Annotated in this window: 14 protein-coding genes; 8 read left to right on the forward strand and 6 right to left on the reverse strand. The window is 63.3% G+C overall.

What is annotated here, in order from left to right:
- Positions 1-43: 43 nt before the first annotated feature.
- The 8 genes from G5V57_RS09705 (at position 44) to G5V57_RS09740 (ending at position 11,397) form a co-directional block, all read left to right on the forward strand.
- Positions 44-1,516, forward strand: a complete 1,473-nt coding sequence (locus G5V57_RS09705) for an amino acid permease (RefSeq protein ID WP_165167300.1) — start codon at positions 44-46, stop codon at positions 1,514-1,516.
- A gap of 17 nt (positions 1,517-1,533) precedes the next feature.
- Entirely contained in the window at positions 1,534-2,424 is an 891-nt protein-coding gene (locus G5V57_RS09710) for a universal stress protein (protein ID WP_165167301.1), read from the forward strand.
- A 70-nt stretch (positions 2,425-2,494) separates the two neighbouring features.
- Positions 2,495-4,105, forward strand: coding sequence for a 5-guanidino-2-oxopentanoate decarboxylase (locus tag G5V57_RS09715; protein ID WP_165167302.1), 1,611 nt, complete (start codon positions 2,495-2,497; stop codon positions 4,103-4,105).
- Entirely contained in the window at positions 4,105-5,556 is a 1,452-nt protein-coding gene (locus G5V57_RS09720) for an aldehyde dehydrogenase family protein (RefSeq protein WP_165173996.1), read from the forward strand. The genes G5V57_RS09715 and G5V57_RS09720 overlap by 1 nt, the downstream gene beginning before the upstream one ends.
- Before the next feature lie 10 nt (positions 5,557-5,566).
- Positions 5,567-7,021: a biotin carboxylase gene (locus tag G5V57_RS09725; protein ID WP_165167303.1), complete on the forward strand. Its 1,455-nt coding sequence runs from the start codon at positions 5,567-5,569 to the stop codon at positions 7,019-7,021.
- A 138-nt stretch (positions 7,022-7,159) separates the two neighbouring features.
- Entirely contained in the window at positions 7,160-8,188 is a 1,029-nt protein-coding gene (locus G5V57_RS09730) for a C45 family autoproteolytic acyltransferase/hydolase (RefSeq protein WP_165167304.1), read from the forward strand.
- Entirely contained in the window at positions 8,185-9,435 is a 1,251-nt protein-coding gene (locus G5V57_RS09735; protein ID WP_165167305.1) for a D-amino acid dehydrogenase, read from the forward strand. The genes G5V57_RS09730 and G5V57_RS09735 overlap by 4 nt, the downstream gene beginning before the upstream one ends.
- Positions 9,436-9,555: 120 nt before the next feature.
- Positions 9,556-11,397 carry an alanine racemase gene (locus tag G5V57_RS09740; protein ID WP_165167306.1) on the forward strand — a complete coding sequence of 614 codons (1,842 nt, stop codon included), beginning with the start codon at positions 9,556-9,558 and terminating at the stop codon, positions 11,395-11,397.
- A gap of 3 nt (positions 11,398-11,400) precedes the next feature.
- Here G5V57_RS09740 and G5V57_RS09745 read toward each other — a convergent pair whose 3' ends face one another.
- The 6 genes from G5V57_RS09745 to G5V57_RS09770 all read right to left on the reverse strand — a co-directional run bounded on the left by G5V57_RS09745 (position 11,401) and on the right by G5V57_RS09770 (position 16,498).
- On the reverse strand, positions 11,401-11,790 hold the full coding sequence (locus G5V57_RS09745) for a VOC family protein (protein WP_165167307.1): 390 nt from the start codon (positions 11,788-11,790) through the stop codon (positions 11,401-11,403).
- A 154-nt stretch (positions 11,791-11,944) separates the two neighbouring features.
- Positions 11,945-12,894, reverse strand: a protein-coding gene (locus tag G5V57_RS09750) for an IS630 family transposase (RefSeq protein WP_165173998.1) whose coding sequence is annotated in 2 segments (ribosomal slippage) — positions 11,945-12,558 and positions 12,558-12,894 — 951 coding nt in all. Because the reading frame shifts where the segments join, the coding sequence is not laid out codon by codon here.
- Between the two features lie 91 nt (positions 12,895-12,985).
- Complete coding sequence (locus G5V57_RS09755) at positions 12,986-13,624, reverse strand: RNA polymerase sigma factor (RefSeq protein WP_165167308.1); 639 nt, start codon at positions 13,622-13,624, stop codon at positions 12,986-12,988.
- Positions 13,606-13,992: a VOC family protein gene (locus G5V57_RS09760; protein WP_165167309.1), complete on the reverse strand. Its 387-nt coding sequence runs from the start codon at positions 13,990-13,992 to the stop codon at positions 13,606-13,608. The genes G5V57_RS09755 and G5V57_RS09760 overlap by 19 nt, the downstream gene beginning before the upstream one ends.
- A gap of 64 nt (positions 13,993-14,056) precedes the next feature.
- The gene (locus G5V57_RS09765) at positions 14,057-15,058 is read right to left on the reverse strand and encodes a lysozyme inhibitor LprI family protein (RefSeq protein WP_165167310.1); all 1,002 of its coding nucleotides are present in this window, start codon (positions 15,056-15,058) and stop codon (positions 14,057-14,059) included.
- 24 nt (positions 15,059-15,082) lie between these two features.
- Entirely contained in the window at positions 15,083-16,498 is a 1,416-nt protein-coding gene (locus G5V57_RS09770) for an amidase (protein WP_165167311.1), read from the reverse strand.
- Positions 16,499-16,552 lie beyond the last annotated feature (54 nt).

Consider the following 16,552-nt stretch of genomic DNA (forward strand, 5'->3'; position numbering starts at 1 on the left):
TCCGCGAGACCGGTTGCCATCGACGGGATTGGGAGGAACGCATATGTCGGAACAGCAAACGCTGGGTTTTCGCCTGCTGCGCAAGAAGCCGGTCGAGAAACTGCTCAGCGAGACGCAAGGGGCCGATTCGGAGCATGGCCATCTGAGCCGCTCGATCACCCTCTTCCAGCTCGTGATGTTCGGCGTCGGCGCCACCATCGGCACAGGCATATTCTTCGTCCTCTCTGAGACCGTGCCGACCGCCGGTCCGGGAGTCGTCATCTCCTTCCTCCTGGCGGGTGTCGTCGCGGGTCTCACCGCGCTCTGCTATGCGGAAATGGCCTCGATGATCCCGGTCTCGGGCTCGTCCTATTCCTATGCCTATGCGACGCTGGGCGAGATCGTCGCCTATTTCGTCGGCGCCTGCCTCGTCCTCGAATATGGCATCTCGGCGTCGGCCGTCGCCATCGGCTGGAGCGGCTATCTCAACAAGCTGTTCGAGATCGTCTTCGGCTCAGGGCTTCCGGCGGCGCTCTCCTCAGCTCCCCTCATCTCTGACAACCACCGGCTCGCCGTGGGCGGGGATGGCTATATCAACCTGCCGGCCGCCATCCTGGTCTTCCTGTGCTGCCTGATGCTTATCCGCGGCACCAAGGAATCGGCCAGGGCCAATGCCATCATGGTGATGATCAAGATCGGCGTCCTCATCCTCTTCATCGCCATCGCCGCCACCGGCTTCTCCTCCGCCAATTTTCAGCCCTTCGCGCCCGCCGGTTTCGCCGGCATCAGCGCCGCCGCAGGCACAATCTTTTTCACCTTTGTCGGCCTCGATGCGGTCTCGACGGCGGGCGAGGAAGTGGAGAATCCGAAGCGCAATCTGCCGCTCGCCATCATTGCGGCCCTCATCATCGTGACCACGCTCTATGTGCTGACCGCGGTGACAGCGATCGGCGTCCAGGCGCCCGCCGCCTTCGAGGGCCAGGAAGCGGGCCTCGCCACCATTCTGCAGAATCTCACCGGCTCCGACTGGCCGGCGCTGATTCTCGCCATCGGCGCGGTCATCTCGGTGTTCAGCGTGACGCTGGTCGTGCTCTACGGCCAGACCCGTATCCTCTTCGCCATGTCACGCGACGGGCTGATCCCCGAACTGTTCAACCAAGTCAATCCGCGCACGCTCTCGCCGGTCGCCAACACCATCGCGGTGGCACTGTTCGTCGGCGCCATCGCCGCCTTCATCCCGAACGACATCCTGTGGGATCTGACGAGCCTTGGAACGCTCACCGCCTTCATCGTCGTCTCGGCCGGCGTCATGATCCTGCGCCGAACTAAGCCCGACATGCCGCGCGGCTTCAAGGTGCCGTTCTATCCGGTACTGCCCATCCTCAGCATTCTCTCTTCGCTCTACCTGATCTCCAATCTCAAGGTGCAGGTCTACGAGCTCTTCGGCATATGGCTGTTCCTCGCGGCCATCTTCTACTTCCTCTACAGCGTGAAGAAATCCCGGCTCGAACCCAAGGCTCGTGTCACCAGATCCTGAACGCACGGAGGCGCCACATGAAATATCTGGTTGGCTATTCGGCCGATCGCGGCGGACAGGAAGCGCTCTCGCTCGGCATGATGCTGTCGCGGCGCGACAAGGCGAAGCTCGTCATCTGCCTCATTCTGCCGAGGACCTGGGGCTATCCCTCGATGGCCCGCGTCGACGCGGAATATGCCGCCTTCCTCGACAAATACGCGCAGAAGACGCTGGACAAGGCCCGGGCCGCTGTCGGCAGTCAATTATCTGCGCAGTTCATCTCCCGCAGCCACAATTCGGCCGAAGAAGGGCTGATCGCCACCGCCGGGGAGCTCGGCGCCGACATGATCGTGCTCGGCTCATCGCGCAGTGCCTCGTCGGGAAAATTCCTCGAAGGCAGCGTCACCCGCAATCTCCTGCATCTATCGAAGCTGCCGGTGGCGCTCGCGACCCGCGGCTTCGACGCAGGGCCGAAGACGGTGCTGACCCGGCTGACCTGTGCTTTCGCCGCGACGCCCAAGTCCAGGGCGACCGTCGACTACTGCGTCAAATTCTGCCGCAAATATCAGGTGCCCCTGAGGCTCGCCACATTCGTGGTGCGCGACAAGCAGATGTATCCGACAGGTGCCGGCTACCAGGTCGAAAATCTCGTCGCCAATCAATGGCGCAGCCAGGCCATCGCGGCGCAGAAAGCGCTCCTTGCCGAAATCGGCAGCGACATGGCGGTGAAGACCGAGATCGGCGATGGCGCCAACTGGAAGGAAGCGCTGTCTTCCATCGGCTGGAAATCAGGCGAGATGCTGGTGATCGGCTCCGGCCGCATCGGTCCCCCTGGCGCAGGTTTTTCTCGGCTCCAATGGCAACCGCATCATCCGCAACGTGCCGGTGCCGATCATCGTCGTGCCGCGCACCGCCGAATTTTCGGATGACGAATGAGATGGCCTCGGCGCCCGAACCCCAGTACTGCTCACACGCCGCCATCTGCAAGGAGAATTGAACGTGCCTACCTGTGGTGAATTCCTCGTCAAAATCCTCGAAGCCTATGGTGTCGACACCATTTTCGGCATACCGGGCGTCCACACCGTCGAGCTCTATCGTGGCCTGCCGCAGACGCGCATTCGCCACGTGACGCCGCGCCATGAGCAGGGCGCCGGCTTCATGGCCGATGGTTATGCCCGCAGCACCGGAAAGCCCGGCGTGTGCTTCATCATCACCGGCCCCGGCATGACCAATATCGCCACCGCCATGGGCCAGGCCTATGCCGATTCGATCCCCATGCTGGTGATCTCGAGCGTCAATGACAGGACGCATCTCGGCATGGCGCAGGGCCGCCTGCATGAGCTGCCATCGCAGCGCAATCTCATTTCGGGCGTTGCCGCCTTCAGCCACACGCTGCTCGATCCCAGGCAGCTGCCGGAAGTGCTGGCGCGCGCTTTCGCGGTCTTCGCCAGTGCCCGGCCGCGTCCCGTCCATATCGAGATCCCGCTCGACGTCATCACCGCCAGGATGAACGGAAGGGCCAAGGCCTGGACCTTGCCCTCGCGCCCGGCGCCGGAGCCCAAGCTGATCGCCGCGGCGGCGAAGCTGCTCAAGGCGGCGAAGACGCCGCTTGTCATCGGTGGCGGCGGTGCGGCGGACGCAGCGCAGGGCATTCAGAAGCTCGCCGAGACGCTCGACGCGCCGGTTTTCACCACCATCAACGGCAAGGGCATCCTGCCGCCCGGCCACAGGCTGGCGCTCGCCGGCAATCTCGGCATGGATGCGGCGCAGGCCGAACTGGAAGCGAGTGACGTCGTCCTCGCCATCGGCACCGAATTCGGCGAGACCGAGATGTATCCGGCCGCCAGGCAGATTGAAATCAAGGGCAAGCTTATCCGCATCGACATCGATCCATTGCAGATCGTCAATCAGTTGCCCGCCGATATCGCCATCACCGCCGACAGCGCGCTTGCGGTTTCAGCGCTCAATGATGCTCTGGGCTCCGCCGCCGGCCAGGCGCGCAAGGGCACTGAGCGTGCGGCCGCCACCCGCAAGAAAATCGCCGCCAAACTCTGGCCCGCCTGCAAGACGCATGGCCGCCTGCTCGAGGTGATCGGCAAGGCCCTGCCCGATGTCATCATCGCCGGCGACCAGACCGAGCCGGTCTATGCCTCGAACCAGACCTATGAGGCGCCGAAGCCGCGCTCCTATTTCAATTCGAGCACCGGCTACGGTACGCTGGGCTATGGGCTGCCCGCCGCGATCGGCGCCAAGCTCGGCCAGCCGGACCGTCCCTCGGTCTGCCTCATCGGCGATGGCGGCCTGCAATTCTCGCTGCCGGAGCTTGCCTCGGCTGTTGAAGCGCAGGTGCCGCTCGCGGTTGTGATCTGGAACAACACCGGCTATGGCGAGATCAAAGCCTACATGATGGAGCGCCAGATCCCCGAGATCGGCGTCGATATCTACACGCCAGACTTCGTCGCGATCGCCTCAGGGCTCGGCTGCAAGGCCTCGCGGCCCGCCACGATCGCCGCCTTGCACAAGGAACTCGTGCAGTCGGCGAAGCGCAAAGTCCCGACCATCATCGAGATCCGCGCTGGCGACAGCCTCGCCCGCGAGCTGGCCAAGTGATGCGGGACAAGCTCTATATCGACGGCGAATGGCGCGCCCCCGTGAAAGGCGGCAAGTTGCCCGTCTTCGATCCCTATACCGAACAGGTCATCCACCATGTCGCGGCGGGCGGGTCTGAGGATGTCGACCTGGCGGTCGAGGCGGCGGCGCGGGCCTTTCCGATCTGGCGGCGCATCTCGGGCGCGGTCCGCGGGCAATTCCTGCGCGCCATCGCGGAGAAGATACGCCAGCGCAAGGACGAGCTCGCCCGTCTGTCGTCGTTCAACAACGGCAAGCCGCTCGCCGAGGCGCTCATCGACATGCAGGATGTCGCCGCCTGCTTCGACTATTATGGCGGCCTTGCCGCGGCTCTCGACCGCGAGCAGGACCAGTCCGTCCCCGTGCCGGACAGCGCTTTCCGCGCCAGCCTGAGGCGCGAGCCGATCGGCGTCGCGGGGCTGATCGTGCCGTGGAATTTCCCGATGGTGACGACCGCGTGGAAAGTGGCGCCCGCACTCGCCGCCGGCTGCACCGTGGTGCTGAAGCCTTCAGAGGTGACGCCGATCGTCGAGCTCGAGCTCGGCGCCATTGCCGACGAGGTGGGTCTGCCCAAGGGCGTGCTCAATCTCGTCACCGGCTCAGGTCCCGATGTCGGCGCCCCGCTCACCACCCACAAGGATGTCGCCAAGATCTCCTTCACCGGCAGCAATGGGGTGGGATCGCGGGTGATGGCTGCGGCTGCGGCCGGCCCCAAGGCGGTGAGCCTCGAGCTCGGCGGTAAGTCGCCGATCGTCGTCTTCGCCGACGCCGATCTCGACATCGCCACCGAATGCGTGGTGAACGGGATCTTCTTCAACGCCGGCCAGATGTGCTCGGCGACATCCAGGCTGCTGGTCGAGAAATCGATCGCACCGAGCCTCTTGGAGCGCGTCATCGCGGCGGCCAAGGCGCTGAAGCCCGGCGATCCGCTCGATCCGTCAACGACACTGGGACCGCTCACCACGAAAGCGCAATATGACAAGGTTTTGTCCTATATCGCCAAGGGCAAAGCCGAAGGCCTCGATCTGGTCCTCGGCGGCGACAGGCCGGGCGGACTCGCGACCGGCTGGTTCATCGCACCGACAATCTTCGGCGACGTCCCGACTTCGAGCCCGCTCTGGCGCGAGGAGATCTTCGGCCCTGTCCTGTGCGTGAAGACCTTCGCCAGCGAGGAAGAGGCGGTGGCGCTCGCCAATGACAGCGATTTCGGCCTGGTGGCGACGGTGGTGACGCGCGACTCAGCTAAGGCCGAGCGCGTCGCCGATGCGATCGAGACCGGTCTCGTCTGGATCAACAGTCCGCAAGTGATTTTCGTCGAGACCTCCTGGGGCGGCTTCAAGGCGAGCGGCATCGGCCGCGAACTCGGACCCTGGGGCCTCGATGCCTATCTCGAAGTCAAGCACAAGACCCGGCGGATAAGTTCCGCGGCTTAAAGGGGGAGCGATGCAGACGGTCAGGAACGTTTCGGATTTGCGCAATGTCATGCACCGCAACGAGCGGCCGATCTATTTCATCTCGGCGACGAATTTCAATCTGCTCGGCATCGACCAGTGGGTACGCAATCTGAAATTCATCTCCTATATCGACTGCTTCGACGGCCGCCATCCTAATGTCTTCGTGCCGTCCAAGGCGCCGCATGACGAGTTCGAGTCCATCGAGGACATCAACAACCACATGCTCCAGCACAAGGATGTGGTCGATCATGTGACGAAGCGCGGCGGCACACCGGCCGCCACCTTCCTCATGTTCGATGAAGAGACCGAAGGTCTGTGCGACGAGCTCGGCATCGATGTCTGGTTTCCGCAAGCCGAGCTCAGATCGCGCTGCGACAACAAGATGGAGACCGTCCGCATCGGCAACAAGGCGGGCGTCGCCTCGGTGCCGAACACGCTGGCGAGAGCCTCGAGCTATGACGAGCTGATCAAGGCCGCCGACAAGGCCAAGATCGGCCGCGATCTCGTGGTGCAGAGCGCCTTTGGCGATTCCGGCCACACCACCTTCTTCATCGCCAATGAGCAGGACTTCGCCCGCCATGCGAAGGACATCACGGGCGAGAAGGAAGTGAAGATCATGAAGCGGATCAAGTGCCGCGGTGCCACGATGGAGGCCTGCGCCACCCGTTCCGGCACGCTGGTCGGCCCGCTCCTGACCGAGGTGGTCGGCCGCAAGGAGCTCACCCCTTACAAAGGCGGCTGGTGCGGCAACGAGATCTTCCCCGGCGCCTTCAGCGAGAAGGTGCGCGACAAGGCGCGCGACATGGCGTTCCGCTTCGGCAACCGGCTGATCAAAGAAGGTTATCGCGGCTATTTCGATCTCGACTTCCTGATCGACGAGACCGACGGCGAGGTCTATCTGGGCGAGCTCAATCCGCGCATCTGCGGCGCCTCTTCGATGACCAACCACGCGGCCTTCGCCTATGCCGACGCGCCGCTCTTCCTTTTCCATCTGCTCGAGTTCTCCGGCCTCAAATACAAGATCGATGTCGAGGAACTGAACGAGCGCTGGGCGCGCAAGGAGTTCATCGATTCCTGGTCGCAGCTCGTCATCAAGGCGACCGACGAGACGGTCGATATCGTGACCCATGCGCCGCCGACCGGCGTCTATCGCATGGCGAGCGACGGCTCGGTCTCCTATGACCGCTTCGACTATAACCGGCAGGCGATCGAGTCCGAGCGCGAAGCCTTCTTCCTGCGCATCACCGGTCCCGGCGACTATCGCTATGAGGGCGCCGATCTCGGCATATTGATCACCCGCGGACGCGTGATGAGCGACGATTTCGACTTGAACGACCGGGCGCGCGACTGGATCAAGGGCATCAAGCGCCTCTATGCGGCAAAGCCCTTGACCGAAGTGCAGAGAGAGGAAGCGCCGGCGCCGGGATCGTTCAAGATACTCTAAGATACACCCTCATGCTGAGGTGCGAGCGAAGCGAGCCTCGAAGCATCCATCAGGATAGAACGTGCTCGCTACAACAGACCCTTCGAGGCCCGCCTTCGGCGGGCACCTCAGGGTGAGGATGAAGGGCAGTGGAAGCAGATGAACCTCATCTTCGAAGCGATCGCGGAAGACCAGCCGGGACCGAAATGGCGGGCGGTCTATGACCGTCATTGGCATGCCTATAGCCGCTGGTTCATGCGTGACGGGATGAAGCCGAGGCCGACCTATCTGGCGAGCCTGCGCGCGCTGCGCCAGCATATGCCGGAGCTTCTACCCGCTTATGAGCGCGTCGCGGAAACGGCTGGCGGCGGCGATCTCGAGGCGCGCTTCCTGTCGATGTGGTGCCCGCCCATGTATGTCGGCGGCTGTTCGCAGGCCGTGGTGGCGGGAAGCACGCCCGCCCTCCTGCGTAATTACGACTACAGTCCCGAGCTTCTGGAAGGGACCTGGCTCGCCTCCAGGCTCCATGGCCGCCGCGTCCTGGCGGTGGTCGACTGCCTGTGGGGCGCACTCGACGGCATCAATGAGGACGGCCTTGCCGTGTCGCTCGCCTTTGGCGGGCGCACCGCGGTGGGCGACGGTTTCGGCATCCCGATCGTCATGCGCTATGTACTGGAATTCTCCTCCAGCGTCGCCGAGGCGGTGAAGATCCTCAAGCGCGTGCCGGTGCATATGTCCTATTCCATCGCCCTTCTCGACCGCAAAGGCCGTCATGCCACCGTCTTCGTGGCGCCGGACCGGCCGACCGAGGTTCTCGACCGGCGCATCAGCACCAACCATCAGCATGAGATCGAATGGCCGCGCCATGCCGCGGCGACCCGCTCACAGGAGCGCGCCGACAGCCTCGACGAGGCGATGCTCGACGAGCCGGATGCGGAGGCGCTGCTCAAGACCTTCCTGCATCCGCCGGTCTATCAGACCGCTTATGGGCGCGGCTATGGTACGATCTATACCGCGCTCTATTGTCCCGAGGATGCATCGGCGGAGCTCGTCTGGCCGGTCGCGCGCTGGCGGCAGTCCTGCGCCGTTTTCGAGGAAGGAACACGCAGCATTAATTTTGCCGAGGGCACGATGCCGCCGCGCTTGCGGCCGCCCAAAGGCATGGCCATCAGAGGAGGCATCCTATGAAAGTGCTGGTGCTCGGCGGCGGCGTGGTCGGCGTGGCCGCCGCCTATTATCTAAGCCGCGACGGCCATGAGGTCGAGATCGTCGAGCGAAACGACAAGGCGGCGAGCGAGACAAGCTATGGCAATGCCGGCCTGGTATCGCCGGGCGATTCCTATGCCTGGGCTTCGCCCTCGGCCCTTGTCGTCTTTATCAAGTCGCTCTACCGGCGCGATCTCGGCATCAAGGTGCGTTTCAATCTCGATCCGCATTTCATCGCCTGGAGCTGGAAGTTTCTGTTCGAATGCACCCATGCGCGCGCGCGCATCAACACGCTGCGCAAGCTCCGCCTCGCTTTCTACTCCAAGACCTGCATCAACGAGATCGCCGAAGCGACGAAGGTCGCCTATGATGCTGGCGGCAAAGGCATTCTGTATTTCTACCGCTCTCAGGAAAGCCTCGATGCCGGCGCCAAACATATGCAGATCCTCGCCGACAATGGCCTCACCCTCGAGGTGATCGGCCGCGAGCGCCTGGTGGAGCTCGAGCCCGGCCTCAAGGCGGCGGCGCATGAGATCGCCGGCGCCGTCTATTCGCCGATCGACCAGACAGGTGATTGCTGCAAATTTTCGCGCAGCCTGGCCGCCTGGTGCGAACAGAATCTCGGCGCCCGCTTCCACTACGGCACGACGGCGATCGGCATCGAAACCGATGGCGACCGCGTGACCACCGTCCTGACCGACAAGGGCCGGCATGCCTGCGATGCGATCGTGATCGCTCTCGGCCCCGAGACGCCGCTGCTCACCCGCAAGCTCGGCCTCGATGTCCCGATCTATCCGGTGAAAGGCTACTCCGCCACTCTGCCGCTCAGCGATCCGTCGCGCGCACCCACCATGGGCGGCGTCGATGAGGACCGGCTCATCGCCTATTCGCGATTGGGCGAGCGCCTGCGCGTGGCGAGCACCGCGGAATTCGCCGGCTATGACAAAAGCCACCGGCCTTCGGATTTCGCGCGGCTTCTCGCCACCGCCGAGGATCTTTTCCCTGGCGCCTTCGACCGGGCCCACGCCGAATATTGGGCAGGCTTCAGGCCAATGACGCCGGCTTCGGTGCCGATATTGGGACGCGCCCGTTACGCCAATCTCTTCCTCGATTGCGGCCATGGCCATGTCGGCTGGACGATGGCCTGCGGATCGGGGAAATTCGTCGCCGATCTCGTTTCCGGCCGCAAGCCGGAGATCGACACGGACGGCCTTCTGTATGTGAATTAGGATGAAACGAAGCTTCTCCGCAATCCTGTCTCGCAGGTGGAACGCCCCCCACCCGGTCTCCGCTGCGCTTCGACCACCCTCCCCCACGCCTGACGGCGCGTGGGAGGGAGAGTAGGCGCAATGCCAGGACCGCAAGTTACCATCGACCTCGAACGGATAGAGCGCAATGCCAGGACCGTCGTCTCCTGGTGTGAGAAGGCGGGCATCTCGACCTTCGGCGTCACCAAGGGCGCCTGCGGCATGCCGCAAGTGGCGCGCGCGATGCTGCGCGGCGGTGTTTCGGGTCTCGCTGAGTCGCGCTTCGAGAACATCAAGCGGCTGCGCGAAGCCGGCATCGACGCGCCGATCATGCTGCTGCGCTCGCCGCCTCTTTCGCTGATCGACGAGGTCATCCGTTCGGTCGACATCAGTCTCAATTCCGAACTGGCCGTCATCCGTGAATTGTCGCGCGTCGCCGAGCGCATGGGCCGCCTGCATGATATCATCCTGATGGTCGATCTCGGCGATCTGCGCGAAGGCATCTGGCCCGACGATCTCGTCCCGACGGTCGAGCAGATCCTCGAACTGCCCGGCATCCGTATCGCCGGCCTCGGCACCAATCTCACTTGTTTCGGCGCCATCATCCCGACCGAGGTCAATCTCGGCCAGCTCACCGAGCTCGCCGACAAAGTACGAGAGACTTTCACCCTCGACCTCAAATACATTTCGGGCGGCAATTCAAGCTCACTGCCTTTGCTGCTCGCCGGCGGCATGCCCAAGGGCATCAACAATTTGCGCATCGGCGAGGCTATATTGCAGGGCGGCCGCGACACGTTTCTCGATACGCCGCGAGCGGAGCTCGACCGTGACGTCTTCCTCCTGTCCGGCGAGTTGCTGGAAGTGAAGATGAAGCCGTCGATGCCGATCGGCATATCGGGCGTCGACGCCTTTGGCGGGCGCCCGGTCTTCCAGGATATCGGCGAGCGCCTGCGCGGCATCGTCAACATCGGACGCGAGGATGCGAATATCGAAGGCCTCCTGCCGCTGGCGCCGGGCATCACGGTGCTCGGCGCCTCGAGCGACCATCTGATCCTCGACGTCACCGAGGCGGCGACACCGCCCGTGGTCGGCGACCGCGTGAATTTCCGCATGAGCTATGGCGCCTTGCTCGCCGCCATGACATCAGAATATGTGGAGAAGATCCCCATGTATGACCGCCATGCCGCCACACCCGCATCGCGCGTCAGCATCTTCGCTGATGAGGCAGTGGCGCCCGTGCTGCGCAAACAGACGCTCGACGGAAGGCTTGCCAATATCGGTTATGACGTCGATTTCACCACTGCGACATCCGCCGATGATATCGCCGCGGCGCTGGAGCGGCGGGCTACGCCTCTCGTCTTCGGCGCCGATCACCGCGCGAGCTTCACCGCGATGAAGGCGCTCACGCGCACCTTCGACGCCTTCGGTCTCATCTGGCTCGATGCGGTGGCGGGCATGCTGCCCGAGCAGCCGGACCGGCCGGCGACCAGTGAATCGGCACTCTATCGCGCGCTCGGACTGGGCGCCGGCGATGAGCCAATTGTGCCCAGGCTTTCGCCCGAGAATGTCGTGCTCATCGGCCTGCGCGAGACGGCGCCCGAGGAAGTAGAGATCCTGAGAGCGGCGCGTCTCAAGATCTTCACCATTGCCGATATCGACGCGCTCGGCATGCGCGAGGTGATCCGCCAGGCCGTGCAGATCGCCGCCGCCGGCATGCAGGGCTTCCATGTCAGCTACAATCCCGCCGTGACCGACATACCGGCCTATCTGCCGGGTTCGGGCGGCATCACCGTACGAGAGACCCATCAGGCGATGGAGGCCATTCACCAGAGCAAGGCGATGCGCGGCATGGACATTACCGGGCTCGAAGGCGAGGCGGAGCCGCGCCTCGCCTCGCTGGTCGTCCATTTCGCGCTCTCCGCTTTCGGCAAGCGGATCCTGTAACCATCACGCGCGGCGGCGCGGCATCTCCTCGCTCTGATAGACCGAGATCTGGTGTCCGTCCGGATCGCTGAATTCGGCCGACCAGCCACCCGGCGCATGGCTTACCGGTGTCACGATGCTGGCACCCTTCTGCGCCAGACCCTCGATCACATCGTCAATCAGGCCTTCCTTGAGATCGAAGACGATGATCGGCGTGGTGCCGGGCCGGCTGTCGCCCTTGAAGAAGATCAGGTCGATGTTGTTTTCGATCGTGATCATGATCCAGTCATTGCCGCTGCCGTCATCGCCCATCTGCTGGACCTCGAGGCCCATCACATCGCGGTAAAAGGCTTCGGTGCGGGCGACATCTTTGACAAAGAAGCAGATATTCCCGATTCGGCAGTTCTTGAGCATGGCTTTAGCCCCTCTTGGAGTTGAAACAGTCCTTGAGCAAATCCCGCCAAAGTTGAAGACTTTGGCGATAAGGATTTGCTCCAGCATATTGATCTGGCGCGAATCCTTTTCGGCGAAGTGATTCCACTTCGCCGGGATACGCGCTAGAGCATTTTCATAGTTGATGGCGATAGCCAGCGGCGCGGATATAGTTTTCGCACTCTTTCAGTGTGAAGGTGTTGAGAGTGCGGGCGATAGCCTGGATGAGGGTTTCGAGAGTACGGGCAGCTTCCTTTCGCAGGTGTGATTTGAACTTGGCGATTGCCTGCTCGATGGGGTTGAGATCGGGTGAGTAAGGGGGCAGGTAACGCAGAGCAGCACCGGCGGCTTCGATCGCATCCTTGATGCCGGGAACCTTGTGGCTGGCGAGATTGTCCATGATGACGATGTCGCCGGTTGAGAGTGTGGGCGCAAGGATCTGTTCGACATAGGCGCGGAAGCACTCGCCATCCATCGGACCATCGAAGACGGCAGGTGCGGTGATACCGTCGCATCTGAGAGCGGCGACGAAGGTTATCGTTTTCCAATGTCCCCACGGGACTTTGCACAGCAGGCGCTGTCCGCGGGGAGCGCGGCCATAGCGGCGTGCCATGTTAGTTTGAGCGCCGGTCTCATCGATGAAGACAAGGCGCGCCGCGTTTAGATCGCTCTGAGCCTCGTGCCAGGCTCGGCGCGCTTCGGCGATGTCTTCGCGCTCCTGCTCGGTGGCGCGTTGTGTCTTTTTTTGAGCGGCAGCTTCAACTGCTTGAGAGCATTCCAAAGGCAACCAACACTGACCTCGATACCATGCTCAGCCAGTAAGAAGGTCCGGATCTCCGCTAGCGTGGCATCACAGTTCTCACTCACATGCTGGCGTAGAACTTCATGATGGCCCTTGAGCTTGGGCTGGGGACCACCAGCCCACGGCAGCGCTGTCGTCATTCCGCTGGTCCGACGCCGGATCAGAATCTTATAGACGTAGGACACATCGACATGAAACAGCTCAGCCACCGCGCCGGGCTTCAGCCCGCCGTCAACCGCCGCCAACACGCGATCACGTAAATCCTGGGAATAGGGCTTGCCCATGGGGTCCTCGTGCCGAATCAACCACAAGAACAAGGAATCAGAAAACCCTCCCCCTGAGAATCCCCCAGATTCCATCAATCACGAAAACGCTCTAGTTGCCGCTGCCTCGCGATTTGTGAGGTCGGTCTTTCACGATTTTTACGGTGAAGAGATGCCCGTCGGGATCGTAGCTGCCGAAGGAGGCCTGCCCCCGCTGTATCGCCGGCAGGTGCGCCCGCCGCAGCGCGCCCGCCGCCAGGCCGCCATTCAGACGGGTGAACTCCACCAGAGGCTCGCGGGGGCCGATCTCGGCGAGCTTGCGCTTCAGGGCCGCGAGACGCTGGCGCAGCGTCTCGTCCGCAATGCGCAGCAAATGACATATCTCCGCCCGGGTGTGGCCGGTGAGAATCAGGAGAGCCACGATCCGCTGGCCGCGCGGCAAGGCCGCCACGGCCTTCCAGGGCTCCGGCAAGGCGTCCGCTTGTGCGACATCCGGCACCGCCGCCAGCCCCTCGCGCCGGCGCTGACGGATGGCGCCGCGCGCCGCCATGGCCGCTTTCCGGCGCAGCATGCCGCGAAACCATGCCGTGCCTTCCTGCCACGGCAGGCGACCTTCCGCGATGGCGTCGATCAGCGCGTCATGAAGCAGATCCTCCGCCTCGTCACGGCGGCGTGAGTGAAACGCGGCGAGACGCAGCAATGCCTGGTAGTGAGGCCGCGACAGCTGCGCATTCACGCCGGGTTGTGGCATACGGCCTCGATATTGTTGCCGTCGGGATCGAGGACGAAGGCGCCGTAATAATCGGGATGATAGATCGGCCGGAGGCCCGGTTTGCCATTGTCGCGCCCGCCGGCGGCGATCGCCGCTGTGTAGAACGCGTCCACCGACTTGCGGTCCGCCGCAGCGAAAGCGACATGCTGCCCACCTTTCGGCTTGGCGCCGGTGCCGATCCAGAAATAGGGCTTGCGGCCCTCGCCGAAGCCCGCATGGGCATCGCCGCCCGTCTGCTCCGGCGTCACCTCCATCACAAGGCCGATGCCGAGCGGCAGCAAGGCCTTCTCATAGAAGGCCTTGGACGTCTTGTAGTCCGTCACGGCAAATCCGACATGGTCGAGCATGCTGATCTCCTAATCTGGAGCGCTTCCTTATCGCCAAAGTCGAGCAACTTTGGCGGGAAGCGCTCTATTCCGGCAAAGGCGCTCCAGCCTTGGCCAAGGATTTGACTTTCGCCATCGGGAACTCGCATTCATAGGCGCCTTCGGCATAGGAGCCGATCGCATAGGCGTTGAAGGTGACGAGCGCCTTGTCCTGCCAGAAGCTCCAGGCATCGAGCGACTTCAGAATGTCGGCCACCGTGCTCTCCTGGTAGTTCGGATCATTCGCCGGATCAAAATCCTGACCGTCATTCCGCGCCTTCTTCTGCACGGCGATCTGGGCGACGCAGTCGGTCTTGAGCGCCGCCAGCCCCTTGTCGTCAAAGAGGTCGTCCGCCTTCAATACGACGCCGCGCGCCAGATCGATATTGAGCGCCGACGTGCCGCCATTGCCGTGCGCGCCGCCGGTATTCTCCCAGCCTTCGACCTTGGCGGAGAGGAATTTCGGCGACGCATAGGTGATGTCCATCGCCGCATAGGAGGCGTAGTTCATGCCTTCCGGGGCCGGCTCGTCCTGGCGCTTCACCGGCGCGTCCTTGACCATCTTGTCCACTTCGGCGTTGAACAGATTTTCCCCGGGCGACTTGGGCGCCGCGAAATGGATCAGAGCATAGTCGATATCGAAGCGATAGGGATCGGGATCCTGCTGGACGAAGATCGGCACCATGCGCGATCCCGTGCCGGGCCCGCTTGCGGGCTCGGCCAGGAACAGCCGGCGGCGCTCCTCGGTCCGATCCAGGATGCAACTCGAACGCTCCGCGCCCTCCTGATACCCGCAAATGTCTTCACGGCTCTTGATCCATTTCCGCTGCGAGGCGGCGAGCCCCTTGCGCTCCGCGGCGCCGAGCGTCCCGCGCAGGCTTGAATAGGCGGCCGCCATCGCATCATCCGCCGCCTTGAGCTTCTGATCGGCGCAGATTGCTTTTTCAACCGGGCTCTGCGCCTTGGCGCAATCGAAGGCCACAGCTGGCTGGACGCCCAAAGCGAGGAGCACAGGAGCGCAGTACAGCGAGTTCTTCAGGATTCTCATCAAATTCAACTCTTGTTTCTCTTTTCAAGCGCTTGACCTGGGATCGATCGGGGTGATCCGGCCGAGGCCGAGAATATCTTCCATGAGCTTTGCGGCGGCAAGCAGGCGGCCTTCTCCGCGGCATGGGGCAGCGATCTGAAGCCCGACGGGGAGGTTCTCAGAGGTGAAGCCGGCCGGGATGGAGATAGCGGGCGAAGCGACATTGGTGAAGGCATAGACGATGGCGAGCCATTCGACATAGTTCGAGAATTTGTGTCCGTCGCATTCGGTGACATAGCGCTGTTCGACGGGGAAAGGCGCCACGATCGTGGCGGGACACAATATGAGATCATATCGGCTGAAGAACTCACGCGCCCGCGCGAACATGACGCCGCGCTGCATCTCGGCGCGGGCGATCTCGGCGCCGGTGAGCTTGAGGCCCTTCTCGACATTCCAGATGACATCGGGTTTCAGCTTGTCGCGGTGATTCTCATAGAGCGTCTTGAGGCCGGTAGCGAAAGAGAGAGCCCGAAGCACCTGGAAGCACTCATGCGCCTCGCGGAAATCCGGATGCGCTTCCTCGACAATGACGCCGACATCCTGAAGTTTGAGCGCCGCCTTCTCGACGATCGTGGCGACTTCGCGGTCGACCGGCGTGATGCCGAGATCGCGGCTGAAGGCGACGCGCTTTGGCTTGGGGCCGGTGCGCGTCTGGGCGAGATAGGAAACGTCCTCGCGCGGCAGCGACAGCGGATCGGCCGGATTGGCACCGACCATCGCATCGAAGAGCAGAGCGAGGTCTTCGACATTGCGCGCCATCGGCCCATCGACACCGAGCGTGCCATCGATCTTTCCGTAGACGCTCATCGCCACTCTGCCAGGCGAAGGGCGCATGCCGACGACGCCGCAGAAGCTCGCCGGATTGCGCAGCGAGCCGCCCATGTCGGAGCCATGGGCGATCCACGCCATGCCGGTGGCGAGTGCCGCTGCGGCACCGCCCGACGACCCCGCCGCCGAGCGCGACAGATTCCACGGATTGAGCGTGCGCCCGAACACTTCGTTGAAAGTATTGGCGCCGGCGCCGAATTCCGGTGTGTTCGACATCGCATAGACGATGCCGCCCTGGGCTTCGAGATTCTCGACAAGGATGTCGGACTTTGCCGGCACGTGATTCGCGAAAATGGGTGAGCCTTGCGTCGAGCGAACGCCCGCTACGTCATTCAGGTCCTTGATCGGGACCGGCAGTCCGGCGAGCGGTCCGCGCTCCGCGACGGGGTTCTTCATCAGCGCCAGCGCATGGTCGCGCGCGCGCTCGAAGCACAAGGTCGGCAGCGCGTTGACCGCCTTGTCGACCTGGGCGATTCTGCCCTCGAGCGCCGCGAGACAATCGAGCGGGGTGATTTCGCCGGCCTTCAGCAAAGCCACGATGTCATTGGCGGATTCTCGAATCAGGTCGGTCATGGTGTCGCCCCTCTGCTTGATCGATTTGAATCCATTTGCCGCCCGGGGGTCAAT

Origin of the sequence: Nordella sp. HKS 07 (genome assembly GCF_011046735.1) — a bacterium.
Classification (GTDB): domain Bacteria; phylum Pseudomonadota; class Alphaproteobacteria; order Rhizobiales; family Aestuariivirgaceae; genus Taklimakanibacter.

Coding starts and splice junctions, on each gene's coding strand:
- G5V57_RS09705 (WP_165167300.1), top strand. CDS start 44: ATGTCGGAACAGCAAACGCTGGGTTTTCGCCTGCTGCGCAAGAAGCCG.
- G5V57_RS09710 (WP_165167301.1), top strand. CDS start 1,534: ATGAAATATCTGGTTGGCTATTCGGCCGATCGCGGCGGACAGGAAGCG.
- G5V57_RS09720 (WP_165173996.1), top strand. CDS start 4,105: ATGCGGGACAAGCTCTATATCGACGGCGAATGGCGCGCCCCCGTGAAA.
- G5V57_RS09725 (WP_165167303.1), top strand. CDS start 5,567: ATGCAGACGGTCAGGAACGTTTCGGATTTGCGCAATGTCATGCACCGC.
- G5V57_RS09730 (WP_165167304.1), top strand. CDS start 7,160: ATGAACCTCATCTTCGAAGCGATCGCGGAAGACCAGCCGGGACCGAAA.
- G5V57_RS09735 (WP_165167305.1), top strand. CDS start 8,185: ATGAAAGTGCTGGTGCTCGGCGGCGGCGTGGTCGGCGTGGCCGCCGCC.
- G5V57_RS09740 (WP_165167306.1), top strand. CDS start 9,556: ATGCCAGGACCGCAAGTTACCATCGACCTCGAACGGATAGAGCGCAAT.
- G5V57_RS09745 (WP_165167307.1), bottom strand. CDS start 11,790: ATGCTCAAGAACTGCCGAATCGGGAATATCTGCTTCTTTGTCAAAGAT.
- G5V57_RS09755 (WP_165167308.1), bottom strand. CDS start 13,624: ATGCCACAACCCGGCGTGAATGCGCAGCTGTCGCGGCCTCACTACCAG.
- G5V57_RS09760 (WP_165167309.1), bottom strand. CDS start 13,992: ATGCTCGACCATGTCGGATTTGCCGTGACGGACTACAAGACGTCCAAG.
- G5V57_RS09765 (WP_165167310.1), bottom strand. CDS start 15,058: ATGAGAATCCTGAAGAACTCGCTGTACTGCGCTCCTGTGCTCCTCGCT.
- G5V57_RS09770 (WP_165167311.1), bottom strand. CDS start 16,498: ATGACCGACCTGATTCGAGAATCCGCCAATGACATCGTGGCTTTGCTG.